This is a genomic window from Sphingobacterium puteale (assembly GCF_050986225.1).
Classification (GTDB): domain Bacteria; phylum Bacteroidota; class Bacteroidia; order Sphingobacteriales; family Sphingobacteriaceae; genus Sphingobacterium; species Sphingobacterium puteale.
In genome coordinates this window covers 1,451,034-1,471,483 of sequence record NZ_CP158959.1, presented here as the reverse complement: position 1 = coordinate 1,471,483, position 20,450 = coordinate 1,451,034, and the positions used below count along the sequence as shown (strand labels likewise).

The following is a 20,450-nucleotide window of genomic DNA, read 5'->3' as shown; positions in this document are numbered from 1 at the left end:
AGCGTTACCTGCGCAGCGTTCTAAAAAAAAATAAAGCGGTATGCACTATCATGGGTGATATACATACCGCTTTATTTTTTCAGAAGATTTTTAGCAAAAAAAGGTAGGCCTAGCCTACCCTTTTGTCAATGAGTGGTGATATTTTAAAGTATGATTGAGCGAATGTGCAGTCTGCCGGGCATCGTCCTGATAGGACGACAGATCCTCACAATTTCGAATGTCTGCGACATCCACTTTCTTTCTTACTTTGCTGATGACCTGATTTAGCTCTGATTTCCAGTTACCCGGATCGCCAAAATCGTCCATCCAATTTTTATTGATAAACTTTTTGTAGTTCAAAAGCAAAATATACAATTCCTCACCACTACCGGCGCGATTGATTGACGTGCGCCAGTTCTCTAATTTTTCTTTAAAACTCATAACCAGCAATATACAAAAAAATATGGACATTCCAAAATCACTTCTTTGAAATGGATGAATATTATTAAAAATTAAGTGACAGAATGATTAAACCTTCGGTGAATTATCTTGGTCATAAAGTAAAGACTCAATATAAATATTATATTATAAAACAGATTAAATTATGGCCTTTATCCACTTAAAAAATATGTTTGTTATTTCCTTTGCATTGCTATGTATAATGGAGAAAAGTATTGCTCAACACATTGGGGACAATAAAAGATCCACGTCTCAGACGACCTTTCGGCACGACAGAGAAAACGATTATGTCAACATAGGCAACCGGATTTTCTACAGGGATAGGATGGTCGAAGATGTTGATGCACGATCTTTCAAAGACCTTGGTAATGCTTATGCAAGAGACAACTGGAATGCCTATTATCGTGGTGTCAAGATCAAAGATGTATCGCCACATTCTTTCCAGTCACTTGGTTGGGGGTATGCGAAAGATAGCTGGAATGCCTATTATCGTGGCATTAAGATTAAAGATGTCTCTGCACCCAGCTTTAAAATACTGGATGAAGGATATGCCAAAGACAGTTGGAACGTCTATTATAGAGGCAATCAAATAAAAGATGTATCCGCTCCAAGTTTTGTTCTTCTTGGCGACGGATACAGCAAGGACAGTTGGAAAGTCTATTATTATGGCCAGGAGATAAAAGATGCGACTGCCTTCACATTTAAATATCTGGGTAAAGGGTATGCGAAGGATAGCTGGAATGAATATTATAGAGGAAAAAAATTAGATTGATTTATTCGATAATCATGTTGATGCCTACCATTTTAGCCTTGTATTTAATCTTTTCGATCAGGCCATAGTAGCTCCAGTTTCGCAACAAGAATTCATCACCTTTGGCAATTTCTTCCTTGTTGGATTGGTTGACCAGTAAGAGCGTACCCGCTTGTGCTTTGACGCATAGCTCAATTAACCTGCGGCTATACAGGTGCAGTTTTGTGTCTACATAATTTTTTTCCTTTTCATTGTAATGTTCCAAGCTTTTCATTTTTCGCTTACGTCCACGTCCACCTTTATCAAATGCGGCAGCCTTCTGCAAACGATGCCGTGCTGCTTGAATGGCCATACGGCGGTAAGTAAACTCTTCCTTGTTACCGATCTGAAAGGACTCCTTACCGATGGTCACTGCTATCGGGTGTTCAATAGAAAGCGACGCTTCGGCAATAATGTTATCTTTCAATTCTTGGATCTTTTTGGGAAGTTCCAGGGCCAGCAGTAGAAAGATCTTACCTTTAACAATTTTGATTGCGCTGCTGCAGACTTTGATTTGTCCGACCAATGCACGTTGGAGCAATACCCTTTTATCCGATCGGTCTTTACCGAGGTAGGTCCGAAAAGGTATTTTGAATAGTGTGAATTTAAAATCTCTATTATTCTCATCTTTACTCAAGTTAATTTGTCTACCGGAAAAAGGAATAGGCATGTCTTTTTTATAATTGCGGAGTGATTTCTCACCTTTCCAGTACGAGAGACGATCCGCCTGAAAATATTTGATTAAAGCCGTGTTTATCTGTGATAGAATATCCGTAGGAATTCGTCCCTTAAAATAACTGGACAGCAAACGGTAAGTTGTATTCATCCGTGAAGTATTCAAGACACCTTCAGGATCTTTTGCCTGATCGGCCAGTTTAATTTTCACATCTTCTTGTAGGTAAATCAGATCTTTGAGATTCTCTTGTACATATTGGTGGGTGATGACCATATTGGCACCACGAAAGACAAGATCCTGCCATTCAAAGAGCTGTTTAAAATACTCTGATCGTTTTTCTTTATCGTCACAATCCACAAAAACCTGTATTTTGCGGGTCAATACCATTGTATCAGCTGCCATATCTTTTTATATTTTTTATGCCGTTTTCTTAGCAGATTTAATTTTTGCATGTGCATTAACAAATAATGTCCGCACCTGTCCCCCATCCAATTGTAAAGCTTCTGAAATCTTGTCAAAGGAATACTGCAATTCATAGCGCATGCGGAAGACCTCCGCTTCTTCTTCGGTCATTTCATCATTTAATTTAAATTCAACAGGTTTAGCCATCAGCTGCATTTTCTCTTCACTATGAATGATGGAACGCAGGTATTCGATTGTTTTCTCTATTTGTAGGCTAACTTCATAATCAGAGATATTCCCCATATAGTAAGCGATACGTTCATAGTTAAAACTATATTTGAGGCAAAGGCGGATAAAGAGCTGTTGATCGCTGTTGAGGTTTGGTAGGATGGCATTGATCTGATCCATTTTCTTTTTCTTTTCCAGTTCCAGTTGCTCGATATAGAGCAGATCGTCTTCGCTTTCCTCTTCCAGTTCATAACCCAGCATAAATTCCTGATAGTCTTCGATGCTGTCGAGGCGGAGTAAGCTTCGGTGAAACCTATTGCGCGATTTCTGATAAAAAGCCTGAATGGCAGACTTCACCTGGGCTTTCAAAAAGTCGAAGATCTCCGTTTCGGAGTGCACATTTTCACGGAACAGCCAAAGCCTTAGAAATGCTTCCTGCGCAATACTTTCGCCCGTACATTCATCATCGGTTGCACGGTGGGCACGAAAAAGGAAATGTTCATAGAATTTTTGGTAGAAAAATTTAAGTCCTTTTTCATGACCATTGTGAAGGTGTTCAATGGCAGTTTTAATGTCCTTGTTTAGTAAAAGTAGTTTCATAATTCGTTTTTATGGTTAGCACACGAAAAATTACTTACCGCAGCTCCGGCGGAACTTGACGGATTTTATGGAAACCGAAGCCGGGTAAGTGCAAATTGTTATATGGTTATAAAAACTTATTGGTATTGAATGGGAGGTATTGGCGTGACGCGTTCCAGTTGTGTATCCCCCATATATCTTGAGATTATTAGCATAGGAAAAAGTGCTTGCATTTGTTTGGAACAAGTTGTGTACACTCTACTTTTTGGGGTCATTAACATCTCTTAGTGTCTGTAAACCAGAATTTTAAAGATTTTACACATCCTACATTTTGAGATCATTAGCATCGATCTCAACGAACAAAACAGGAGAAGAAAGTTGTGTATACCCCACATTTTGAGATCATTAACATCCTACCTCTCAATCTTGAAAAAGCAATTGACGCTGTGTATACCCTGCATTTTGAGATCGTTAACATCACTAACTCCTAGTGCTTGAACGACCACCACGCTGTGTATACCCTGTATTTTGATACTATCAACATCTGACCGTTCACGAGGCACCGACTAAAGGCCGCTGTGTATGCCCTGCATTTTGAAATCGTTAACATCCCTACCTCCTAGTATCATAATAATAATCAATAACATAGCGTAGAATGTAACCCAACATTTTATTAAAAAGGGTATTCAGTGAGTCGCCATTGCGCTCACCCTACGGCATAACAAGATGCCTCAATATATAATTTTAAAAACTCTAATATCACCTAAATAAACAGTAGCCCATGTGCTAGTTGCATATATCCCCTACATTTTGAAATCATTAACATCAGCCCCTCAAAACAATTACAAAGCATTGATGTTGCTTATACCCTGCACCTATGAGGTCATCAACGACCGTGGTATCGCAAAACAAATATAATTGTCAATACCCCTACTTTTTGAGATCATCAACATCTTATACTCGCATTGGATCTATATTTTCAATGTTGTGTATACCCTACATTTCGAAATCATTAACATCACAAGCTGAAGAATTGTTGATTACTGTAAATTGTGTGTAGCCTTATTTTAAGATTATCAAAATCTAGGAATTTGACGGTTTCGTTCATGAGCGTGTGTATACCCTACATTTTGAGATCAACAACATCATATTGTTGACTACTACTCTGGCGGGCAGGTTGTGTATACCCTAAATTATGAGATCATTAACATCTCAAGAAGACTTACATAAAGTTCACCCTCATTGTGTATACCTACATTATGGGGTCATTAACATCCGGCCTAGTGAACATCATAAATCAAAATCATGTTATTTAACAGAAAGATCGGGAAAACCGTTGTTTATACCCTACTTTTTGAGGTCATCGACATCTCCTGTATACACCAGTAAAACAGCACAATAGTTGTGTATACCCTACATTTTGAGACAGTTAACATCGCATTTTAAAACGCCTGATATTCACTCGTGCTGTGTATACCCTGCATTTTGAGATCGTTAACATCTCTTTTCGCCAACTTTCAGTTCTTCCGCAGGCTGTGTATACCCAACATTGTGAGATTATAACATCCTCCCTCCTAGTATCGAAATAACAATCAAGAACATAGTGTAGCATGTAACCCAACATTTTTAAAAAAAGGGTATTTAGTGAGTCGCCATTGCGCTCACCCTACGGCATAACAAGATGCCTCCTATCATCATCAAACCGATCAGCTAAACAGTCGATCAGCCTATATTTTTATATTCTCCTTTTTCAATACCAATAAGTCAAAGAACACCCCTCACGCAAAATAATTACCTTATTTTTGCGCAAAAACAATTTTTCAATAAACTCAATAAAGAGTCTATTTCAACGATTCAAATAATTTTATTTTTTATTAATCCTATGCTTCGAATGGCAGTTACACGTCAATAATAGGGGTTATCAACATAGGATGCTAGATACGAGTCTATAAAATAGAAATCAATTTTATTCCGGTGACTTTGCGATATTTTTAATACTTAATTTTCTCATTCATTAGATTTTAGTCGTACAACAATAGTTTAACACCTTACCTCCAAGGTTACCGCTGTCCTTCATATTTAGTTATCGGCTTTCGTTGAAACAAATATAAAAACAAATATTTATTTGCGCAAATAAAATACAAATATTATTATTTTAAAAATGCGCAAATAAGTTTTCCATTTGTATATGGGAGATATCAACGAGCATATACTGGAGGAAATTGGAGAGCAATTGCGCATTCGACGTGAAAAAATATACTACACCCTGAAAGATGTAGCCAATATGACGGGATTAACCACCAATACAATAGCAGCTGCTGAAAAAGGAAAAGGCGCCTCACTGAACAACTTTATCCTGATCTGTCGCGCTTTAAAAATTCAACCACATACCATATTCAAAAAAGAAATAGATTTAACACCACTCTACAATATTCCTCCTGAGTCAAAGCGTCGTATTGAACTGACGAAAGAACTGGATGATCTTGTTTACAATTCCAATTTTTTCGAAATCCCCCGTCGTGTTTCTGATATCATCCAACAGCTGAATGCCAACAAAGAGCAAAGCAATAAATTTTCTGTTTATCTCAGCAGCTACTGTCAGGAAGGTACACTGGAATACGAAAAACATGGAAATTATAAAGAATACCGAAAAAAGAATTCTCCAAAACCTGTCAAAAAGTATAGTAACTGATTGGTTTCGCACAGTAAGATTGCGATTCAGTCGCATGGAATATTCACTAAGTCCTATGACTGCTACAAACAAAGCAATGGAACTTTGATTTCCCCACGCGGAAAAATGAAACGAGCGGGTGTTTGTCTCATTTTCTCGGGTAACTGGACGAAAAACCCTCCCGGCTAATTGGTGCAGTCGGGAGAGTTTTTCGTCCAGTCGACTGACTGTTTGATTTCCCCACGTGGAAAAACCAAACAGTCATCGGTTTGTTTCATACTTTTAGATGGGGAAAATGCAATGATGCAGCGCGGATTGACAAATCCATCCCGCAAAATCCACCAAGTTAAATTCCCTTGCACAAAGGAAAAAAGTGGGGGAAAATGTCTAGGATCATTTAAGGATTAATGATCAAACTATTCCCTAATCCCGTCATAAATCCCGGACCGATATTCTGTGCTTTCAATAAATCCCGATGTTTGCTATCCAATTTCGGAGCTCCAGCATCTGCTGCGGCAGCAAAAGGATAATTACCAACAAAAGCACCCAACACCGGACTGGTACTGGTGGGCTCATAGATTCCGTCAGTTGTCAATGTATATTGTGGATTCTGACGTGTAAATCCAGCCGGAAGCTGCTGACTTGTTGGCACGTCAAATACAATGTTTCCCTGATAAACAAAATTGACCGGTTGATCGGTAAACGTTAACATCGCGGACTGCGCAGATTGCGACACCACATTATTGGCGATATGCCCGTCTGCCGGCGGCAAGGTACGGTTGTTCCCCCCCTTTCCCGAACCGATATCAAATGACTGTTTACAGTTAATCATGGTATTGGCAACAACTTTCACCCGTTTTACTTGATAGTAACCGCTTAATGGTGAATTAGGTACTCCGTCCATTAAAACCAAGGGTGCTTTTTGTCCTGTTCCCGCCATATTCTGGAAATAATTATTATAAACAATATGATCCTCGCCGATGACACGGATTCCCCCGGCGGCGCTATTACCATTACCGACAAAATAATTTCCATAGACGGCAGAACCGTTTCCATGTCTCAGGCACAACGTCCCCTGACTCTCGTGGAAGAAATTATTGCGAATGGTATCCGCTCCCATTTTGTTTGAGATAATTTCCATCTCACCATTGCAACGCTGAAAGATATTATCCTCGATCGTCGTATATGCATTGGTCATGGACCAGTCACTCGTTCCGATACGAATGGTTTCGCCACCGTTGTTGGGCAGTTCTGCTCGCTCCCCAAAAAAATTATGGTCAATCCGGTGCTTCATGATTTTGTTTGTTCCCCAGACCACCATCGTAGGGCCCTGATGGGATTTTCCTTTGAGATAGCAATGGTCAACACGGTGATTAGATCCATTGATCGAAACCCAGCGGTAGTCCGTGGTTGCCGTAGATGGATTGTAATCCACAATAACACTATTTGTAAACCGGCAATTTGATGAAGATGAGGTGAAATCAACGACATTTTTACCTGATGTATATCCGTTCTGAAAAACCAGCCCACTAACCACAAGCCAATTTCCCGTTATACTAACGGAAGACATACCTTTCAGAATAACTGTACCGGGTTGCTCGGCCATCAGCACGATAGGTTGCTCGCTTGTCCCCCGGGCGGCGAAGGTCAATTCCTGGTCTGTCCATTGCCCCGATTTCATGATCACCGTATCCCCTGGCTGCAGACTTAGGGCCTGCAGATCGGCCGCAGATTGAATGGTATGACATTGCACACAGGCGACACCATTTAATTGCATATTGACCATTGCCGGTTTCTCACAGCTGCTCCCGATCACCAATAGGAGTGAGAGCGAAGCAAATACCATTTTTTTTACGTTCATATTTAAGTTTTATCGAAGGTATTTAATTTACTGTAAGGAAATAAAAGGATAGACAGTGGTGTTTCCCTTTACACCGTAAACATGCACCACACCATTCGTAACCCCATATCCCCCCGATCTATTGGTTGTTTTATTATTAATCTGAATCGGAGCCAGATCACTATTGTTCACCAGCTTTAAATACATGGCTCCCTCCTGATCAAAACCTTTCCCCTCATTCATATAGCCGAGCAGCGATCCTTTACTGGCTACAGTGTTTGCCGGCAATAAAGTTTTTGCCTTCACATTGCTGATGCTCAGATCAGCAAAGTTATATTTGCCTTGCAGGATAAGGTAAAGAAAATAATTCCGTACGTCCTCTTTGCTATAATCTTCCCATTTAGCCGCTGGTTTTGTCAGTGGCTTTCCAGTACCATCTATTCCTGTCACGATAGGAAAATCAAAAAAGAGTCCACCCGTTACCTTTTTTGCCTTCGCATCCCAGATCTTAATGGCATCATTGTGCAAAAAAATAAATGTTCGATCTGCTTTTTCCAGTTCATTCAGATCAATACCGGCATATTCCAAACCCATACGCATCCATTTGAAGGCTGTATCTGTTGGATTTTCGGGAGTTCCATAGGAACGGTTTTCTAAAAACTTCTTCGCACTAATGCCTATATTAGGATCCAGCGTTTTATGCTTGTAATCGTAATTTTCCTGCAATTCCATATCAAAAAGGGAACAGCCAGTTGTCAGTAAAGTCAGGAGCATCACTCCGACTTGTATCCACTTGATGTTAAAATTTCTTTTCATAATTTCCTTTTCTAAATTCGCGCATTAATCTGTGTACCCCGGATTTTGAACCAACAAACTATTAGAGTTTAAAACATTTCTATTCAATGGCCAGTAAGCCCGGTTTTGAGGATCCAAGAATCCAGGCATTTCCAGATTTCCCGCATCCTCTTGTCGACGTTTCAAAATAGGATCCATCACTTCTTTGACACGATTTGTTCTGACCAAATCGAACCAGCGCTTGCCTTCTCCAAAGAGTTCCATCTGTCGTTCTTTCAAGATCGCAGTTTCCAATCCATAAGCAGTTGCTAATTCAGGTGCGCTCACATCATACACCGGAACTTGAGCACGTTTACGCACAAAATTCAAGTATTTAATGGCCTTTTCCTTATCGCCCCTTGCGTTCAGTGCTTCGGCATACAGTAGATAAATGTCGCTCAGTCGGTACATGGTCAGATAAACAGGAAGCAATTGATTCGTTGCTGGCCAAGGGTCTGCCTTAGTGGGATTGGCTTCTGTGGGATACCATTTAATAAATCGATCCCGTTTATTGCTGGGCATACCAAAATAGACATCCAATGTTTGTTTTGGCCGAATATCGGGACTAGGTGTAGCTGTCGTCTGCGGTAAAAACCAGTTTGTCCAAATTCCTTCATCCACAATTACTTGTTTGTTATTCGCCGTCCAGGAGGTTTGCATACATGCGCAGCCATTCTTTAGATAATCCCAGTGAATACTCCATATGGTCTCTTTACTGGACGATGGGTTTGTAAAGATGGTCTTCCATGTTGCCGCATCCTGTAAATTGGTTTCATTTAAACCAGCATAAGTGACATTGGTCGGCGACTTTGCCAAGAATAATTTCTCCATCCACTTTATCGCATTTTCATGATCTCCCTGCCACATATACACATCGGCCATAATCGCACATATTCCGGCTTCACCGATTGTCCACAAGGGGCTTCTTGCGTCTTTGGTAATCAACGAATAGGCTTTTTCCAGATCTGGAATAATGACGTCTTTTAGGAGTTTTTCTTTCGGTTCACGTGCTCTTTCAGCGGGTTTTTGAACATCCTCGTATGGCTCTAACCAGATCGGTGCGTCACCCCAGACACGAACAATATAAAAGTAAGACATGGCGCGGAGTGCATAACTCTGCGCTAAATAATCGTTTTGCATTGCCGTTGTTATCCGACTGTCCAATTGTGCTGCCTGCGGAATATATTTGATGTTATTATTTGCTCTTCCAATAGTAGTGTATAAACCGCTCCAATCTGAAAAATCATTGGAAGGAGTAATACTGTTCAATACAATTTCATCGACATAGTCCTTGGTATAGCTAATAAAGCGATCGAAATTATCGGACCGATATTCTCCCCAATAAAGATATTTCTCGGTATACTGTTCTTTCCCGACCATTTCAAGCTGAAATGCACTATACATGCCGGCCATTGCAGCTTGTACATCGTACATATTTTTGTAATGCTGCTCCAATGTACCGTCGGCCAGTGGCTTTTCATCCAAGAATTTTTTACAGCTACCCAGGCTGCCTAAAAAAAGTAATGCTGCGAAAATTTTTATTTTATACATAATTGTGAGCTTCTAAAAGTTAACATTTACACCGAAACCAAACTCTCTCCTTCGGGGATAACGACCATCATCCTCACCCGGTGTCAACGGATTCGTTGTGCTGAATTCAGGGTCATAACCTCTGTAATTTGTCCAAGTCAATAAATTTGTTCCATAGATATAGGTTGTAATACCCTTCATTTTCAATTTATTGGCCACGGTTGGACTGAAGGTATAAGCTAGACGCGCACTAGCTAAGCGAATAAATGAGGCATCTTCAACGTATAAACTGTTTTGATTGGTCTTCATGTTCCCTCGATTGTTTCTTTCAGGATAGTAGGGATATTTCGCTTCGTCCCCGGGTTTTCTCCATACATTGTAAACCATATCCGGTGATCCAGCTCCGGTATTTGAAGGATAGTTTTGCCGTTGCAACAAAGCATTATACACTTCTCCACCGATTGCACCATTAAAAAGGACATTCAAAGAAAAACGGTTGTAGGTAAAGGTTTGCATAAAACCAAAGTAGAAATCAGGCGTAGGATTACCCAAAATCATACGATCGTCATCATTTATCAAACTATCGCGTTTGTTGTTGAGCCACTCGGCATCTCCCCCTTTCAGCTTTCCGTCCGGAGCATACAGATGATGCACCGTTCCTTCATAATTTTGTCCATCTGATGTATAGACAGGTTTACCGTCGCGGTACAATGGTTTTCCCTGATCGTCAAGTACAAGTGTCAGTTTATCCCAGTTATCGTTATAGGCATTGGATTCATCCCAAGCATATACGCCTAAATTTTTCCACCCATAAAAATTGCCGATGCGTCCACCTTCTTCGAGGTACCATTTATTTCCCGGAAAGAAAGGAATACCATCGGCAAGTTTCACAACTTTTCCTCGTTCAAAAGAGATATTTCCGTTGATTTCCCAGCTAAAATTTGATCGAACGATCGGTCGGGCATTAATCACAAACTCCATTCCCCGGGTTCGGATCGATCCCACATTCACCTGTAGTTTGGTGTATCCGGTTTCTTTTGGTAACTCTCTGGGATACAACAAGTCCGTTGTTGTTTTCACATAGTAATCTGCGGTGAAGCCCAATCTTCCATTAAGCAAGGTAAGGTCTAGTCCCACATTATTCTGCGTGGTCATTTCCCATTTGATCAAATAATTACCTAAAGTCGGGGTCATTGAAGCTCCCCCCACACCATTATAATTGCCACCAAATGCGACTTTGGCATAAGATTCGTAATCCCCTATTTTGTCATTTCCGAGTTGACCAAAACTATATCTCAATTTTGCGTCCTGCAACGCTGGCTTGGCCCATTTCATAAAATTTTCGTCGGAAAAACGCCAGGCAGCTGATCCCGAGAAAAAATTTCCCCACTTGTTGCTCGGTCCAAATCTGGACGACCCATCCCTTCTATACGATGCTTGTAGAAGGTAACGACTCTTATAATTATAACCAATTCTGCTGAATAGGGAAGCTGTAGCATTTGCAGTCGCCGATGTATACGTCTTCGATGAGGTCAGATAATCCGGGAATGTGACCAAGACTTCTTCGTTTACACTATTCAAATACTCAGAATGGAAACGATCGAAACGTCTACGGTCGGCGCTGAATCCCAACAAGGCATATACGTTATGGTCCTGCGCGAATGTTTTGTTATAGTTGGCAAATGTCTGGAATTCCCAGGAGAAGGTCTTGGTAAATTCATTCGTCCCACTGTTCTGATCTTTATTGGCCGATAGAAAACGAGGTGAAAAGCCTGTATTTTGCAAGTTATCCAACCGCGCATTAAACAAAGCCGTCAGTTTTAGATCATTCGTCAACTGATAGTCCAATTGGTTATTAAACTGTCCCGAATAAGTTTCGTCAATATTTTGTTCATACAATGCATTGGCGACCGGATTTCGTTTCGATCCAACATAACTCGTCAAGGATCCGTCAGGATAATAGATCAGAGAATAGGCCGGCCTGTCCATGACGACACGTACCGTGTTGGCAATTGGAATGGTATTACCTTTTTGCCAGGCAAAGGAGATATTATTCGCGTATCTCAGTTTCGATGAGGCCTGATACTCCACATTGATCCGCGACTGCAAACGCTTTGCATAGCTATTCAGGATAATGGACTTATCATCCAGATAATTTAAACTGCTGTAATAACGAAGATTTTTTTGGCCACCACCGATACTCAACTTGATCTCTTTCTTTTGCGCAAGATTGCCGAGAAGCAATTTTTGAAGATCATTATCTGCATTAAAGCTTGGATTTAGCGAGTCTATGTTACTATTTTGTCCCTGTATATTTCTAAACTCGCGCACTTCAGCCGAATTGCTCACCGGAATATAATGCGCCAGACGGCCAAACAGGTGGTTATAATTGACATTAATCAGAGGTTTTCCTTCCGCACCACGCTTGGTTGTGATCAAAATAACACCATTTGCTGCGCGCGATCCATAGATTGAGGCAGATGCAGCATCTTTTAATACTTCGATGTTTTCGATATCCGTAGGATTAATATTTGCGCCATCCGGATTGATAACGCCGTCGACCAGATACAAAGGCCCGTTACCACCATTCAACGTTGAGGTTCCCCGCACCTGTATGGATCCTGTTGCCCCAGGAGCACCGCCCCCATCGTTGACGATCAGTACACCGGCAGCTTGTCCTTGGAGGGCATCAAATAGGTTTATGGGCTGTCTTTCTTGGATTTTTTTTGCGTTGACAGAAGATATTGCTCCGGTCAGATCCCGCTTTTTTGCGACGCTACCATAGCCGGTGACTACGATCTCATCCAGGGCATTATCGCTTTCGACCAGCTGTACATCTATCTGTCGCTGACCGCCGATGGCTCGTTCCTCCTCTTTCATACCAACCTGACTAAACACGAGCGTGTTAGTAGGAGCAGCTTCAAGCTGATACTTCCCGGCTGCATCTGTGCTCGTTCCCTGGCTCTTCCCTTTAATACGGACGCTCACCCCTTGAAGTGCATCGCCTTTACTGTTGCTCACTTTGCCTGAAATCCGGATATTCTGCTGGGCAAATAGCGGGAAGCCCATACTGCCCATTATTAAAAATAGGCAGAGTACAAAGCACCCCATTTTTGTGATACTTTTCATCATAAGTTAGATTTTTATTAATTGGTTATTTACTATACGATGGAATTCGGGCCATCATGCTCCCATTTCGTCCCGGCTTCGCTATTGACCGAAGCTAATGACAGACTAACCCTCATTTCCTTATTTGGTTATTGTTTATAATTCGTTATTCCCCAAATATCGGGCACTTCCTCTTGTAAAAGGGGGTAAATTTTGTTCTTTTTAGCAGTAAAAAATGGTCATTTTATCCCAAAAAGCACCTGTTCCCACCTTCAGTGACAAGGGGTTTTAATATTCCTATTTTGTCATAAATTCAAATTGAACACTTCCGATCGTATTTGGTTTTCCTTGCTGCGGTTTGGATATTTCTCCACGCAGACTCCCCTTTCCATTTTTTTTGACCAGAACCCTACGCCAGGCATAGCTTCCTTTTTCATAGTCAAAGCTCACACCGTCATCATCATATAGCTGATAGTTTCCCTCCTTCTGCCCATAATGACGGATAGTCAAATCAACTTTTTCATTGGGGAGCGGGATGTGTAAACGACTACCCATCATGGGTATAATACCGCCATCTTTGACGTAGACCGGTATGCGGTCCGTGCCCGGATCGGCAACGATCTCTTCTCCATTGCCCACATATTTCCCTGTATAGAAATCATACCAATTCCCTTTTGGCAACAACACTTTTCGGGATGACTCTCCAGCGAATAAGGGCGCGACAAGTATGTATTCACCACACATATACTGATCCTTGACTTCTCTGTTGACGGCTTCGAGATATGGATTTGTTTCCAGGTCTGGGTTGCCCGGCGCCACCTTCACCTGCCCTTCGAAGCCTTCTTCCAGTACCATCGCCCTGAAAGGAGGTGTACCCTCATAGTGATACTTTGCAAATTCGGAATATAAATACGGCATTAGCTCCATCCGCAATTGTGCATAATATTTCACCTGATCAGCAACTTCGGGAAAAGACCAGGGTTTTGTCCCACTGGACCAAGCATTGATCATGGCCATTGGTGAAAAGATAACGGATTGAAAGCGGCGTAGCCACTCCTGCCCTGTTTTCGACCCTCGCACTTCCGGCGTCCATAGTACACCGCAAAATCCACTATTGACCAATGCCGTTATAAAATCCTGGTGACTGTAATAGTCATTGTAGATGACATAGGGCAAATTATTGGCTCCGGCATTCGATGCACGTACCAGTCCGAAGGTTCGCTTATTCAGACTTCTATACAGGCTATCGGTCAGTTTCTGTGCGAGTACACCATAGGTCTGCCGCATCTGGATACCACTGATACCCGATGGAAATTTGGCCATATCAGGCCAAAGATAATAATCGTAGCCGTCTACTTCATCCATTTTATAACCGCTGACGCCAATATTGAGCTGGGCATCCATGAATTGTTTAGCGAGGATTTTCTTAGCTTGGGGATGATTCAAATCAGGCACTGTACCATTCCAGACGGTATGGGAACCTGTATAAGGTTCAATGGCCTTGCTGATACCCGCTTCTGGTGAGACATACGGGTTCGTCCAGAGATTTAGACGAATTCCCTTCGTAGCCAATTTCTTGATCAAAGCAGCTGGATCCGGAAAACGCCCTTTGTCCCATTCAAATGTACATGGATAAGCCCGCGACTGCCATCCGGGCTCAAGACCAATGAAATCAAGTGGGAAACCATGTTTTTCAAACTGGTCGGCTTCATTGAGCACCTCTTCGGACGTATAGAGTTTTTGTACCCGCTGTGTAAATCCCAGCCCCCATCGTGGCGGCAATGCACCGCCACCGCAGAATAGATTGTATCGTTTAATTGCGTCGAGGGGATTTATACCTGCAAAAACATAAATTTCCACACCTGCTGCCGGGATATAAATCTCTACCGCATCTGAATAAGGCCGTGAGTTCCAGCTTTTATCGGTATTGCGATCCTTGGCGTCTACCGGCTCCTTCGCATCTTTACGCACACCTGTACCCACGTAATAGGTCAGATACTGCGCAGAATTAACAAGCACTCCATACCCTTTGGAGGATACATAAAAAGGAACGGGGGCATGCGTACGGCCATTGTCCTTGCCCCCATAGTGGTCCACATGCAGGTTAAGTATCTTGCCGCGTTGGTGAACAGTTTGGAAATTCAGGCCTAATCCATAGATCTGTTCATTTTTTGTCAAGGGCATCCGCACATAGGTTTTCCCGTCAATCAGTTCGGCATGAACTTCCATTTTCGGTAATGGAAAATCAGTTGATTGCAGCTGTTCAAGTGTAGCAGCGCGAGGTTTACTATCGGCAGCACCCAGCAAGGTATATTTCTCGGGCTGACCAAAAGTACCTTTCCATACACCGGGATACTGCTCTTTCCATTGAATAGGCTGCGTCTTTGCCTGCGTACAGATCAACAGCATAAAGATCATCAAGATTCTCTCCATAGTATCTATTTTTTTAACAGCGCATTTACACACCAGAGTATCGGTGCCTGCCCGTGCATGTCACCCGTCTTTTGTTTTCGGTCCAGATAATATTGATAATCATTTTTTCGGTTGGTACCCTCACAGACATTGGCGATATCTCCTTGTTCGTTGATATAGCCAACAAGAGCCAACCAAGCCTTACGTGCGATAGGCGTATACTCACTGGCATCAAGCCAGCCGTTCCGCACGCCGGTAATCAGCGCATAGGTAAACATGGCTGAGCCCGAAGTCTCGGCCCAGTATTCGGGTTTATCGATCAGTTGGCCCCACAGCCCATCTTCACGCTGATACTTTTTGAGGCTGGCCATCATTTTTTTGTAAGCGGTTAATATCGCCGGTCTATTGGGGTTATCGGCCGGTAAGGAAGACAACAACTCACTCATCCCCGCCGCCATCCAGCCATTCCCCCTTCCCCAAAAGAAGGGCGCATCCGGGGCATGATAGAATAGTCCATTCTCCTTTTGGATGGTATCAAGATAGACGAGCATTTCATGGGCAGCCCGGTCAATGTATTTACGTTCCCCAGTCACCTGAAAAGCTTTTGACTGTACCATGGTGATCATATACATATCATCGATCCAATAGCGGGTCTGCCAGGTCAGTCCCTTATCCAGGAACTTTTGGTAAGCATCTTTCACCGTTTGAGGTGAATCAATAGGAATACTCCATTGCGCATCGGCAAAACGCATCCCCATCTCGCGAAAAGTTTTGTTTTTTGTCTGCTGGTAAAGTTCAAGGGGAACCGTTCCGAATACCGCATAATCCACATGCCAGGGGCGGGGTACCAGGTGCTTCTCGGTACCAAAAAAAGGCATAAAGCGTTGTTTCAGCTTATCGAGCAACGCTTTGTCCTGGGAGATTTCCGCAAACTTCAATGCCCCATACCAGGTACATACTTCCGGATAAGTAATAGATTTGGGCGGTGCAGGCGGTTTAAAGCTGTTATGTGGACTTTCGACAAAACGCTGTGCGACCAAACGGCCAATGGTCATGGGATTGGCCTCTTCGGGCCAGCTTTTTAAATTTATGTCCTGTGCCGGAGCATATAGTGCCAAAGACACAACAATACCCGAAAGTATCGACCTCATAAAAGATTTCATCAGCTGGGTTTATATTTAGTTATTATACCAAATATCGTTATGCCGCTGCTTTTTCGAGGGGTAATTTTCGGTCATTTAGGTGGAAATATTGACATCTGCAGTTGCACAGCCAAAAAATTATAGATCCATCATCACACGCAGGCTCATAAAGGACATTAAGACAACGATTATCACGCCAATCAGCGTGAGGATCACCGGTTGTTTATATACACCGACAATTGCCGGTTTATAGGCAGCGATTAGCATCACCGTCAGCGAGACGGGCAATATAATCCCATTGACTGCACCAGCGATAATCAATAAATGAACAGGTTTACCTACAAAAACAAATATGATGGTAGAAATCAAGATAAAGGCAATAATAACCCAATTTTCATTTTTAGCGATCCGTGCACTGAATGTTTTTATAAAGGAAACGGAAGTATAAGCCGAACCAATAATGGAGGTAATCGAAGCAGCGAACATCACCAGGCCAAACAGGCGATAACCAAAATTGCCCGCTGCAAGCCGGAAGACCGAAGCTGTAGGATTGCCATCGTCGATCAGCAAGCCCTGGCTCAGCACACCCAGCGCAGCCAAAAATAGACATACCCTGACCAGCGAAGCAACCGATATCCCCATGACAGCACTTCTATTGACGGTAGGTAAAGCATCAAATCCCTTTACCCCCGCATCAATCAGACGATGACCACCCGCAAAAGTGATATAGCCACCGACAGTCCCTCCGACCAGTGTAATGATGGAGACAAAATCAATTTTTGCAGGAGCCACCGTACGCAGTACCGCCTCGCCCAATGGTGGCGAAGATATCAGCGTGATGTAAATAAAAGCCAATATCATAATTGCTCCCATAAGCTGCGTAAAACGGTCCATGGCTTTTCCGATCTGCTTATTAATAAATACAGCAATGGCGATCAATGCAGAAATGCAGGCTCCGGTCATGACATTAACACCAAAGAGCGCCTCCAGTCCCAGTCCAGCCCCAGCGACGTTACCAATATTAAATGCCAGTCCACCGAGGATAATAAGCAAGGAAATAAAGCCCCCCAGTCCGGGCAGCAATTTATTGGCGATATCCTGCGCCCTCATTTCCGAGACCGCTATCACACGCCATATATTCAGCTGAACCCCAATATCAATCAGGATCGAAACCAGAATTACGAATCCAAAGCTCGCGCCCAGTGATTTGGTAAAAACCGTGGTCTGGGTCAGGAATCCCGGACCGATAGCCGATGTCGCCATCAATAATGCCGCTCCAATAAGCGCTGAGGTGTTTTTTTGTTTCATCGGATAAGTATCTGATTGTCTTTTAAGGTCTGGTTGACTGTCCTTGCAAACTGGACAGCCTCTTCGCCGTCGCCATGCAGGCAGATGGTATCGGCCTGGATATCGACCGTAGTACCTTGCAGGGAAACAACTTTTCCTGTTTTAATCATACCAACCACCTGCTCGGCGGCCTGTTTAGGATCATGGATCAGGGCATGTTTATCCGACCTTGGGGTCAATGTGCCATCCTGTTGGTAAGTGCGGTCGGCAAAGACCTCACGATAAACATTCAATCCCTTTGCTCTGCCAGCTCTGATGAGTTCGCTTCCCGAGAGCCCATATAGTACGAGTCGGGGGTCTATATCATAGACGGCAGCTGCAATGGCGTCTGCCAGCTCAGGCTTTCTTGCCGCCATATTATAAAGCGCGCCATGCGGTTTTACATGTTGCAATGTTGTCTGTTGCACTTTGGCACAGGCAGCAAGTGCCCCCACCTGATAGACGACCAGCGCATACACTTCCCGCGCTGTAAGCTGCATCTCACGTCTGCCAAAACCTACCAGATCCTGAAAACCGGGATGGGCGCCTATTTTGACCTTGTATTTCAGGGCCAGCTGAATGGTTTTCATCATTGTCGAAGGATCCCCAGCATGAAAACCACAGGCAATATTTACGGCGGAAACATAAGGCAGGACCGCCTCGTCATCGCCCATTTTCCAAGGGCCAAAGCTCTCGCCCATGTCACAATTCAAATCTATGGTAAGCTGTTTTTTCATATTTCAATGCGATTGCACGTTTCAGTTTTTTAAATTGCGTATGCTGTTTCTTCAGCAGGTCATGCGCCTCATCCAGGCTAATCCGTTCAAAGCTGATACGATTATTTGGCCCTTTTTGAGCCAGAAGTGGCAGGTCTATTGTGGCCACCTGTGCAATCACCGGATAGCCGCCTGTGGTCGGATGGTCAGCCATTAAGACAATCGCATTGCCATCAGGCGGCACCTGAATGCTCCCGAAGGTCACCGCCGTTGACAACAGTTCCTTTTGTTCTGTTAGCCGAAGCGGTTTGGATGTTAGCCGATAGCCCATCCTGTCCGAGTTGTTGCTGATGGTGAATACATCCGAAAAAAAGCTCTTTTGAGCTGCACTTTCAAAGCAGGGCAATTGCGGTCCATCCATTACCCGGATGACGTTCGTACTGAGGTCCGGGTATAGGCTTGGATCCATGCTCCAGCGAAACAAGCTATCTTTCCCCTTATAGCAATGTCGGAAAGCGATACGGTCCCCCTCTTGAAGCGGTCTTCCATTCCAGCCACCTACTTGTCCTTTACTATAAGTCGACCTGCTGCCCAGCAATTCGGGGATATCAAGCCCATCCTGAAAACAGATATAAGCCCTGCAGCCCGAATTTGGTCGTCCGAAGGACAACAGTGAGCCAGCCTCAATCAGGACCGGTTTCCACATCGGCAACGACTGACCGTCAACCTTGGGCGACAGGTTAGCCCCTGCCACTGTGATAAGTTGTGTCTGTTCGAAATAAATGGTAGGACCAAGGACAGTACATTCTATGGCGGCTTCGTTGTCTGCATTTCCCAGGATACTGTTACCAAGAAGTAAAGCATAGCTATCCATCGCTCCGCTAACCGCCATACCGTAACGCTGTAGACCATAGCGTCCCAAGTCCTGTATGGTCGTCAACATGCCCGCTTTGATGATCTTAATGCCCATAGGATTCTGTTTTTAGTAGTACAAACTCATCATATGTGATGGGAACAAAGCGTACACAATCTCCCATTTCAAGGAGTGAGGGACTCTCCTTGCTAAGATCAAATAATTGTAGCGGTGTATGTCCGATAATTTGCCAACCACCTGGAGTTTCGATTGGGTAAACGCCAGTCTGTTCCCCCGCGATGCCCACTGCACCCGCTTCTATTTTCAAGCGGGGCACCTCCTTTCGTGGCGTCGCGATCCGACTGTCCATACCGCCCATATAGGGAAATCCGGGAACAAAACCGATCATATATACCCGGTATTCGGGGGTACTGTGTAAACGGATAACTTCTTCCTCTGTCAACCCGTTATATTGGGCTACATAAGCTAGATCAGCCCCGTTATAATAGACAGGGATTTCCTTTTTTTTGCCTATATATTCTGTATCCTCTGGTATATCTTGTACAATCATCTGGAGCGCAGATAATAGCTCCTGATAGGTAATCTTCAGCGGATCATAGTATATCGTGATTGTTGTATAGGCCGGAACATACTCGATAACGCCTGGCTGCGACCAGTTGTCGATATGCGTAGCAACCTGACGAACACGCGCATTGACCATCTCGGAAATTGTATCGCCAAAGGAGAGAACGAGCGCCTGATCTCCCATGGGAAAATACCGGATGGGATTTGGCAACGCTATACTTAGAGACTGCTCGTGGGAACTTCCCATAATTTATTTATTATAATCTATACAAAGATTATAAATACCGGACGATAATCAAAAAATAATCGGGTTGTTAGAT

At 43.1% G+C, this 20,450-nt stretch carries 15 protein-coding genes; 2 read left to right on the top strand and 13 right to left on the bottom strand.

Translation table 11 applies throughout. The features are described 5' to 3' along the window. Positions 1 to 114: 114 nt before the first annotated feature. Positions 115 to 420: a hypothetical protein gene (locus ABTV71_RS06125; RefSeq protein WP_147430426.1), complete on the bottom strand. Its 306-nt coding sequence runs from the start codon at positions 418 to 420 to the stop codon at positions 115 to 117. 220 nt (positions 421 to 640) lie between these two features. Between ABTV71_RS06125 and ABTV71_RS06120 the strand changes: the two genes are divergently transcribed. Then, entirely contained in the window at positions 641 to 1,210 is a 570-nt protein-coding gene (locus ABTV71_RS06120) for a DKNYY domain-containing protein (protein WP_433902509.1), read from the top strand. A 1-nt stretch (position 1,211) separates the two neighbouring features. Here ABTV71_RS06120 and ABTV71_RS06115 read toward each other — a convergent pair whose 3' ends face one another. Both ABTV71_RS06115 and ABTV71_RS06110 read right to left on the bottom strand, forming a co-directional pair. Continuing rightward, positions 1,212 to 2,306 (bottom strand): hypothetical protein, encoded by a 1,095-nt coding sequence (locus ABTV71_RS06115; RefSeq protein ID WP_121124999.1) that lies wholly within the window; start codon positions 2,304 to 2,306, stop codon positions 1,212 to 1,214. A 15-nt stretch (positions 2,307 to 2,321) separates the two neighbouring features. Next, a complete protein-coding gene (locus ABTV71_RS06110; RefSeq protein ID WP_121124998.1) occupies positions 2,322 to 3,134 on the bottom strand; it encodes a hypothetical protein in 813 nt (270 codons plus the stop codon). A gap of 2,167 nt (positions 3,135 to 5,301) precedes the next feature. Between ABTV71_RS06110 and ABTV71_RS06105 the strand changes: the two genes are divergently transcribed. Continuing rightward, positions 5,302 to 5,805, top strand: a complete 504-nt coding sequence (locus ABTV71_RS06105) for a helix-turn-helix domain-containing protein (protein ID WP_433902508.1) — start codon at positions 5,302 to 5,304, stop codon at positions 5,803 to 5,805. Positions 5,806 to 6,181: 376 nt separating this feature from the next. On the opposite strand, the gene ABTV71_RS06100 is transcribed toward ABTV71_RS06105, so the two are convergent. From ABTV71_RS06100 to pxpB, 10 genes are all read right to left on the bottom strand, one after another. Next, a complete protein-coding gene (locus tag ABTV71_RS06100) occupies positions 6,182 to 7,645 on the bottom strand; it encodes a polysaccharide lyase 6 family protein (RefSeq protein WP_433902507.1) in 1,464 nt (487 codons plus the stop codon). A 27-nt stretch (positions 7,646 to 7,672) separates the two neighbouring features. Next, complete coding sequence (locus tag ABTV71_RS06095; RefSeq protein WP_433902506.1) at positions 7,673 to 8,440, bottom strand: hypothetical protein; 768 nt, start codon at positions 8,438 to 8,440, stop codon at positions 7,673 to 7,675. Between the two features lie 24 nt (positions 8,441 to 8,464). Beyond that, on the bottom strand, positions 8,465 to 10,009 hold the full coding sequence (locus tag ABTV71_RS06090; protein ID WP_433902505.1) for a RagB/SusD family nutrient uptake outer membrane protein: 1,545 nt from the start codon (positions 10,007 to 10,009) through the stop codon (positions 8,465 to 8,467). Between the two features lie 12 nt (positions 10,010 to 10,021). After that, the gene (locus ABTV71_RS06085; protein ID WP_433902504.1) at positions 10,022 to 13,120 is read right to left on the bottom strand and encodes a SusC/RagA family TonB-linked outer membrane protein; all 3,099 of its coding nucleotides are present in this window, start codon (positions 13,118 to 13,120) and stop codon (positions 10,022 to 10,024) included. Between the two features lie 273 nt (positions 13,121 to 13,393). Continuing rightward, positions 13,394 to 15,529 carry a TIM-barrel domain-containing protein gene (locus ABTV71_RS06080; RefSeq protein ID WP_433902503.1) on the bottom strand — a complete coding sequence of 712 codons (2,136 nt, stop codon included), beginning with the start codon at positions 15,527 to 15,529 and terminating at the stop codon, positions 13,394 to 13,396. 5 nt (positions 15,530 to 15,534) lie between these two features. Next, complete coding sequence (locus ABTV71_RS06075; protein ID WP_433902502.1) at positions 15,535 to 16,671, bottom strand: glycoside hydrolase family 88/105 protein; 1,137 nt, start codon at positions 16,669 to 16,671, stop codon at positions 15,535 to 15,537. Positions 16,672 to 16,788: 117 nt separating this feature from the next. Then, positions 16,789 to 17,958 carry an NRAMP family divalent metal transporter gene (locus tag ABTV71_RS06070; protein WP_433902501.1) on the bottom strand — a complete coding sequence of 390 codons (1,170 nt, stop codon included), beginning with the start codon at positions 17,956 to 17,958 and terminating at the stop codon, positions 16,789 to 16,791. Next, on the bottom strand, positions 17,955 to 18,713 hold the full coding sequence (locus tag ABTV71_RS06065; RefSeq protein WP_121124990.1) for a LamB/YcsF family protein: 759 nt from the start codon (positions 18,711 to 18,713) through the stop codon (positions 17,955 to 17,957). The genes ABTV71_RS06070 and ABTV71_RS06065 overlap by 4 nt, the downstream gene beginning before the upstream one ends. After that, a complete protein-coding gene (locus ABTV71_RS06060) occupies positions 18,679 to 19,662 on the bottom strand; it encodes a biotin-dependent carboxyltransferase family protein (protein WP_433902500.1) in 984 nt (327 codons plus the stop codon). Before ABTV71_RS06060 ends, ABTV71_RS06065 begins: the two co-directional genes overlap by 35 nt. Further along, positions 19,652 to 20,377: a 5-oxoprolinase subunit PxpB gene (pxpB, locus tag ABTV71_RS06055; RefSeq protein ID WP_433902499.1), complete on the bottom strand. Its 726-nt coding sequence runs from the start codon at positions 20,375 to 20,377 to the stop codon at positions 19,652 to 19,654. The genes ABTV71_RS06060 and pxpB overlap by 11 nt, the downstream gene beginning before the upstream one ends. Positions 20,378 to 20,450: the final 73 nt, after the last annotated feature.

Coding starts and splice junctions, on each gene's coding strand:
- ABTV71_RS06060 (WP_433902500.1), bottom strand. CDS start 19,662: ATGGGCATTAAGATCATCAAAGCGGGCATGTTGACGACCATACAGGAC.
- ABTV71_RS06105 (WP_433902508.1), top strand. CDS start 5,302: ATGGGAGATATCAACGAGCATATACTGGAGGAAATTGGAGAGCAATTG.
- ABTV71_RS06075 (WP_433902502.1), bottom strand. CDS start 16,671: ATGAAATCTTTTATGAGGTCGATACTTTCGGGTATTGTTGTGTCTTTG.
- ABTV71_RS06100 (WP_433902507.1), bottom strand. CDS start 7,645: ATGAACGTAAAAAAAATGGTATTTGCTTCGCTCTCACTCCTATTGGTG.
- ABTV71_RS06120 (WP_433902509.1), top strand. CDS start 641: ATGGAGAAAAGTATTGCTCAACACATTGGGGACAATAAAAGATCCACG.
- ABTV71_RS06090 (WP_433902505.1), bottom strand. CDS start 10,009: ATGTATAAAATAAAAATTTTCGCAGCATTACTTTTTTTAGGCAGCCTG.
- ABTV71_RS06085 (WP_433902504.1), bottom strand. CDS start 13,120: ATGATGAAAAGTATCACAAAAATGGGGTGCTTTGTACTCTGCCTATTT.
- ABTV71_RS06095 (WP_433902506.1), bottom strand. CDS start 8,440: ATGAAAAGAAATTTTAACATCAAGTGGATACAAGTCGGAGTGATGCTC.
- ABTV71_RS06115 (WP_121124999.1), bottom strand. CDS start 2,306: ATGGCAGCTGATACAATGGTATTGACCCGCAAAATACAGGTTTTTGTG.
- ABTV71_RS06110 (WP_121124998.1), bottom strand. CDS start 3,134: ATGAAACTACTTTTACTAAACAAGGACATTAAAACTGCCATTGAACAC.
- ABTV71_RS06125 (WP_147430426.1), bottom strand. CDS start 420: ATGAGTTTTAAAGAAAAATTAGAGAACTGGCGCACGTCAATCAATCGC.
- ABTV71_RS06070 (WP_433902501.1), bottom strand. CDS start 17,958: ATGAAACAAAAAAACACCTCAGCGCTTATTGGAGCGGCATTATTGATG.
- ABTV71_RS06065 (WP_121124990.1), bottom strand. CDS start 18,713: ATGAAAAAACAGCTTACCATAGATTTGAATTGTGACATGGGCGAGAGC.
- ABTV71_RS06080 (WP_433902503.1), bottom strand. CDS start 15,529: ATGGAGAGAATCTTGATGATCTTTATGCTGTTGATCTGTACGCAGGCA.
- pxpB (WP_433902499.1), bottom strand. CDS start 20,377: ATGGGAAGTTCCCACGAGCAGTCTCTAAGTATAGCGTTGCCAAATCCC.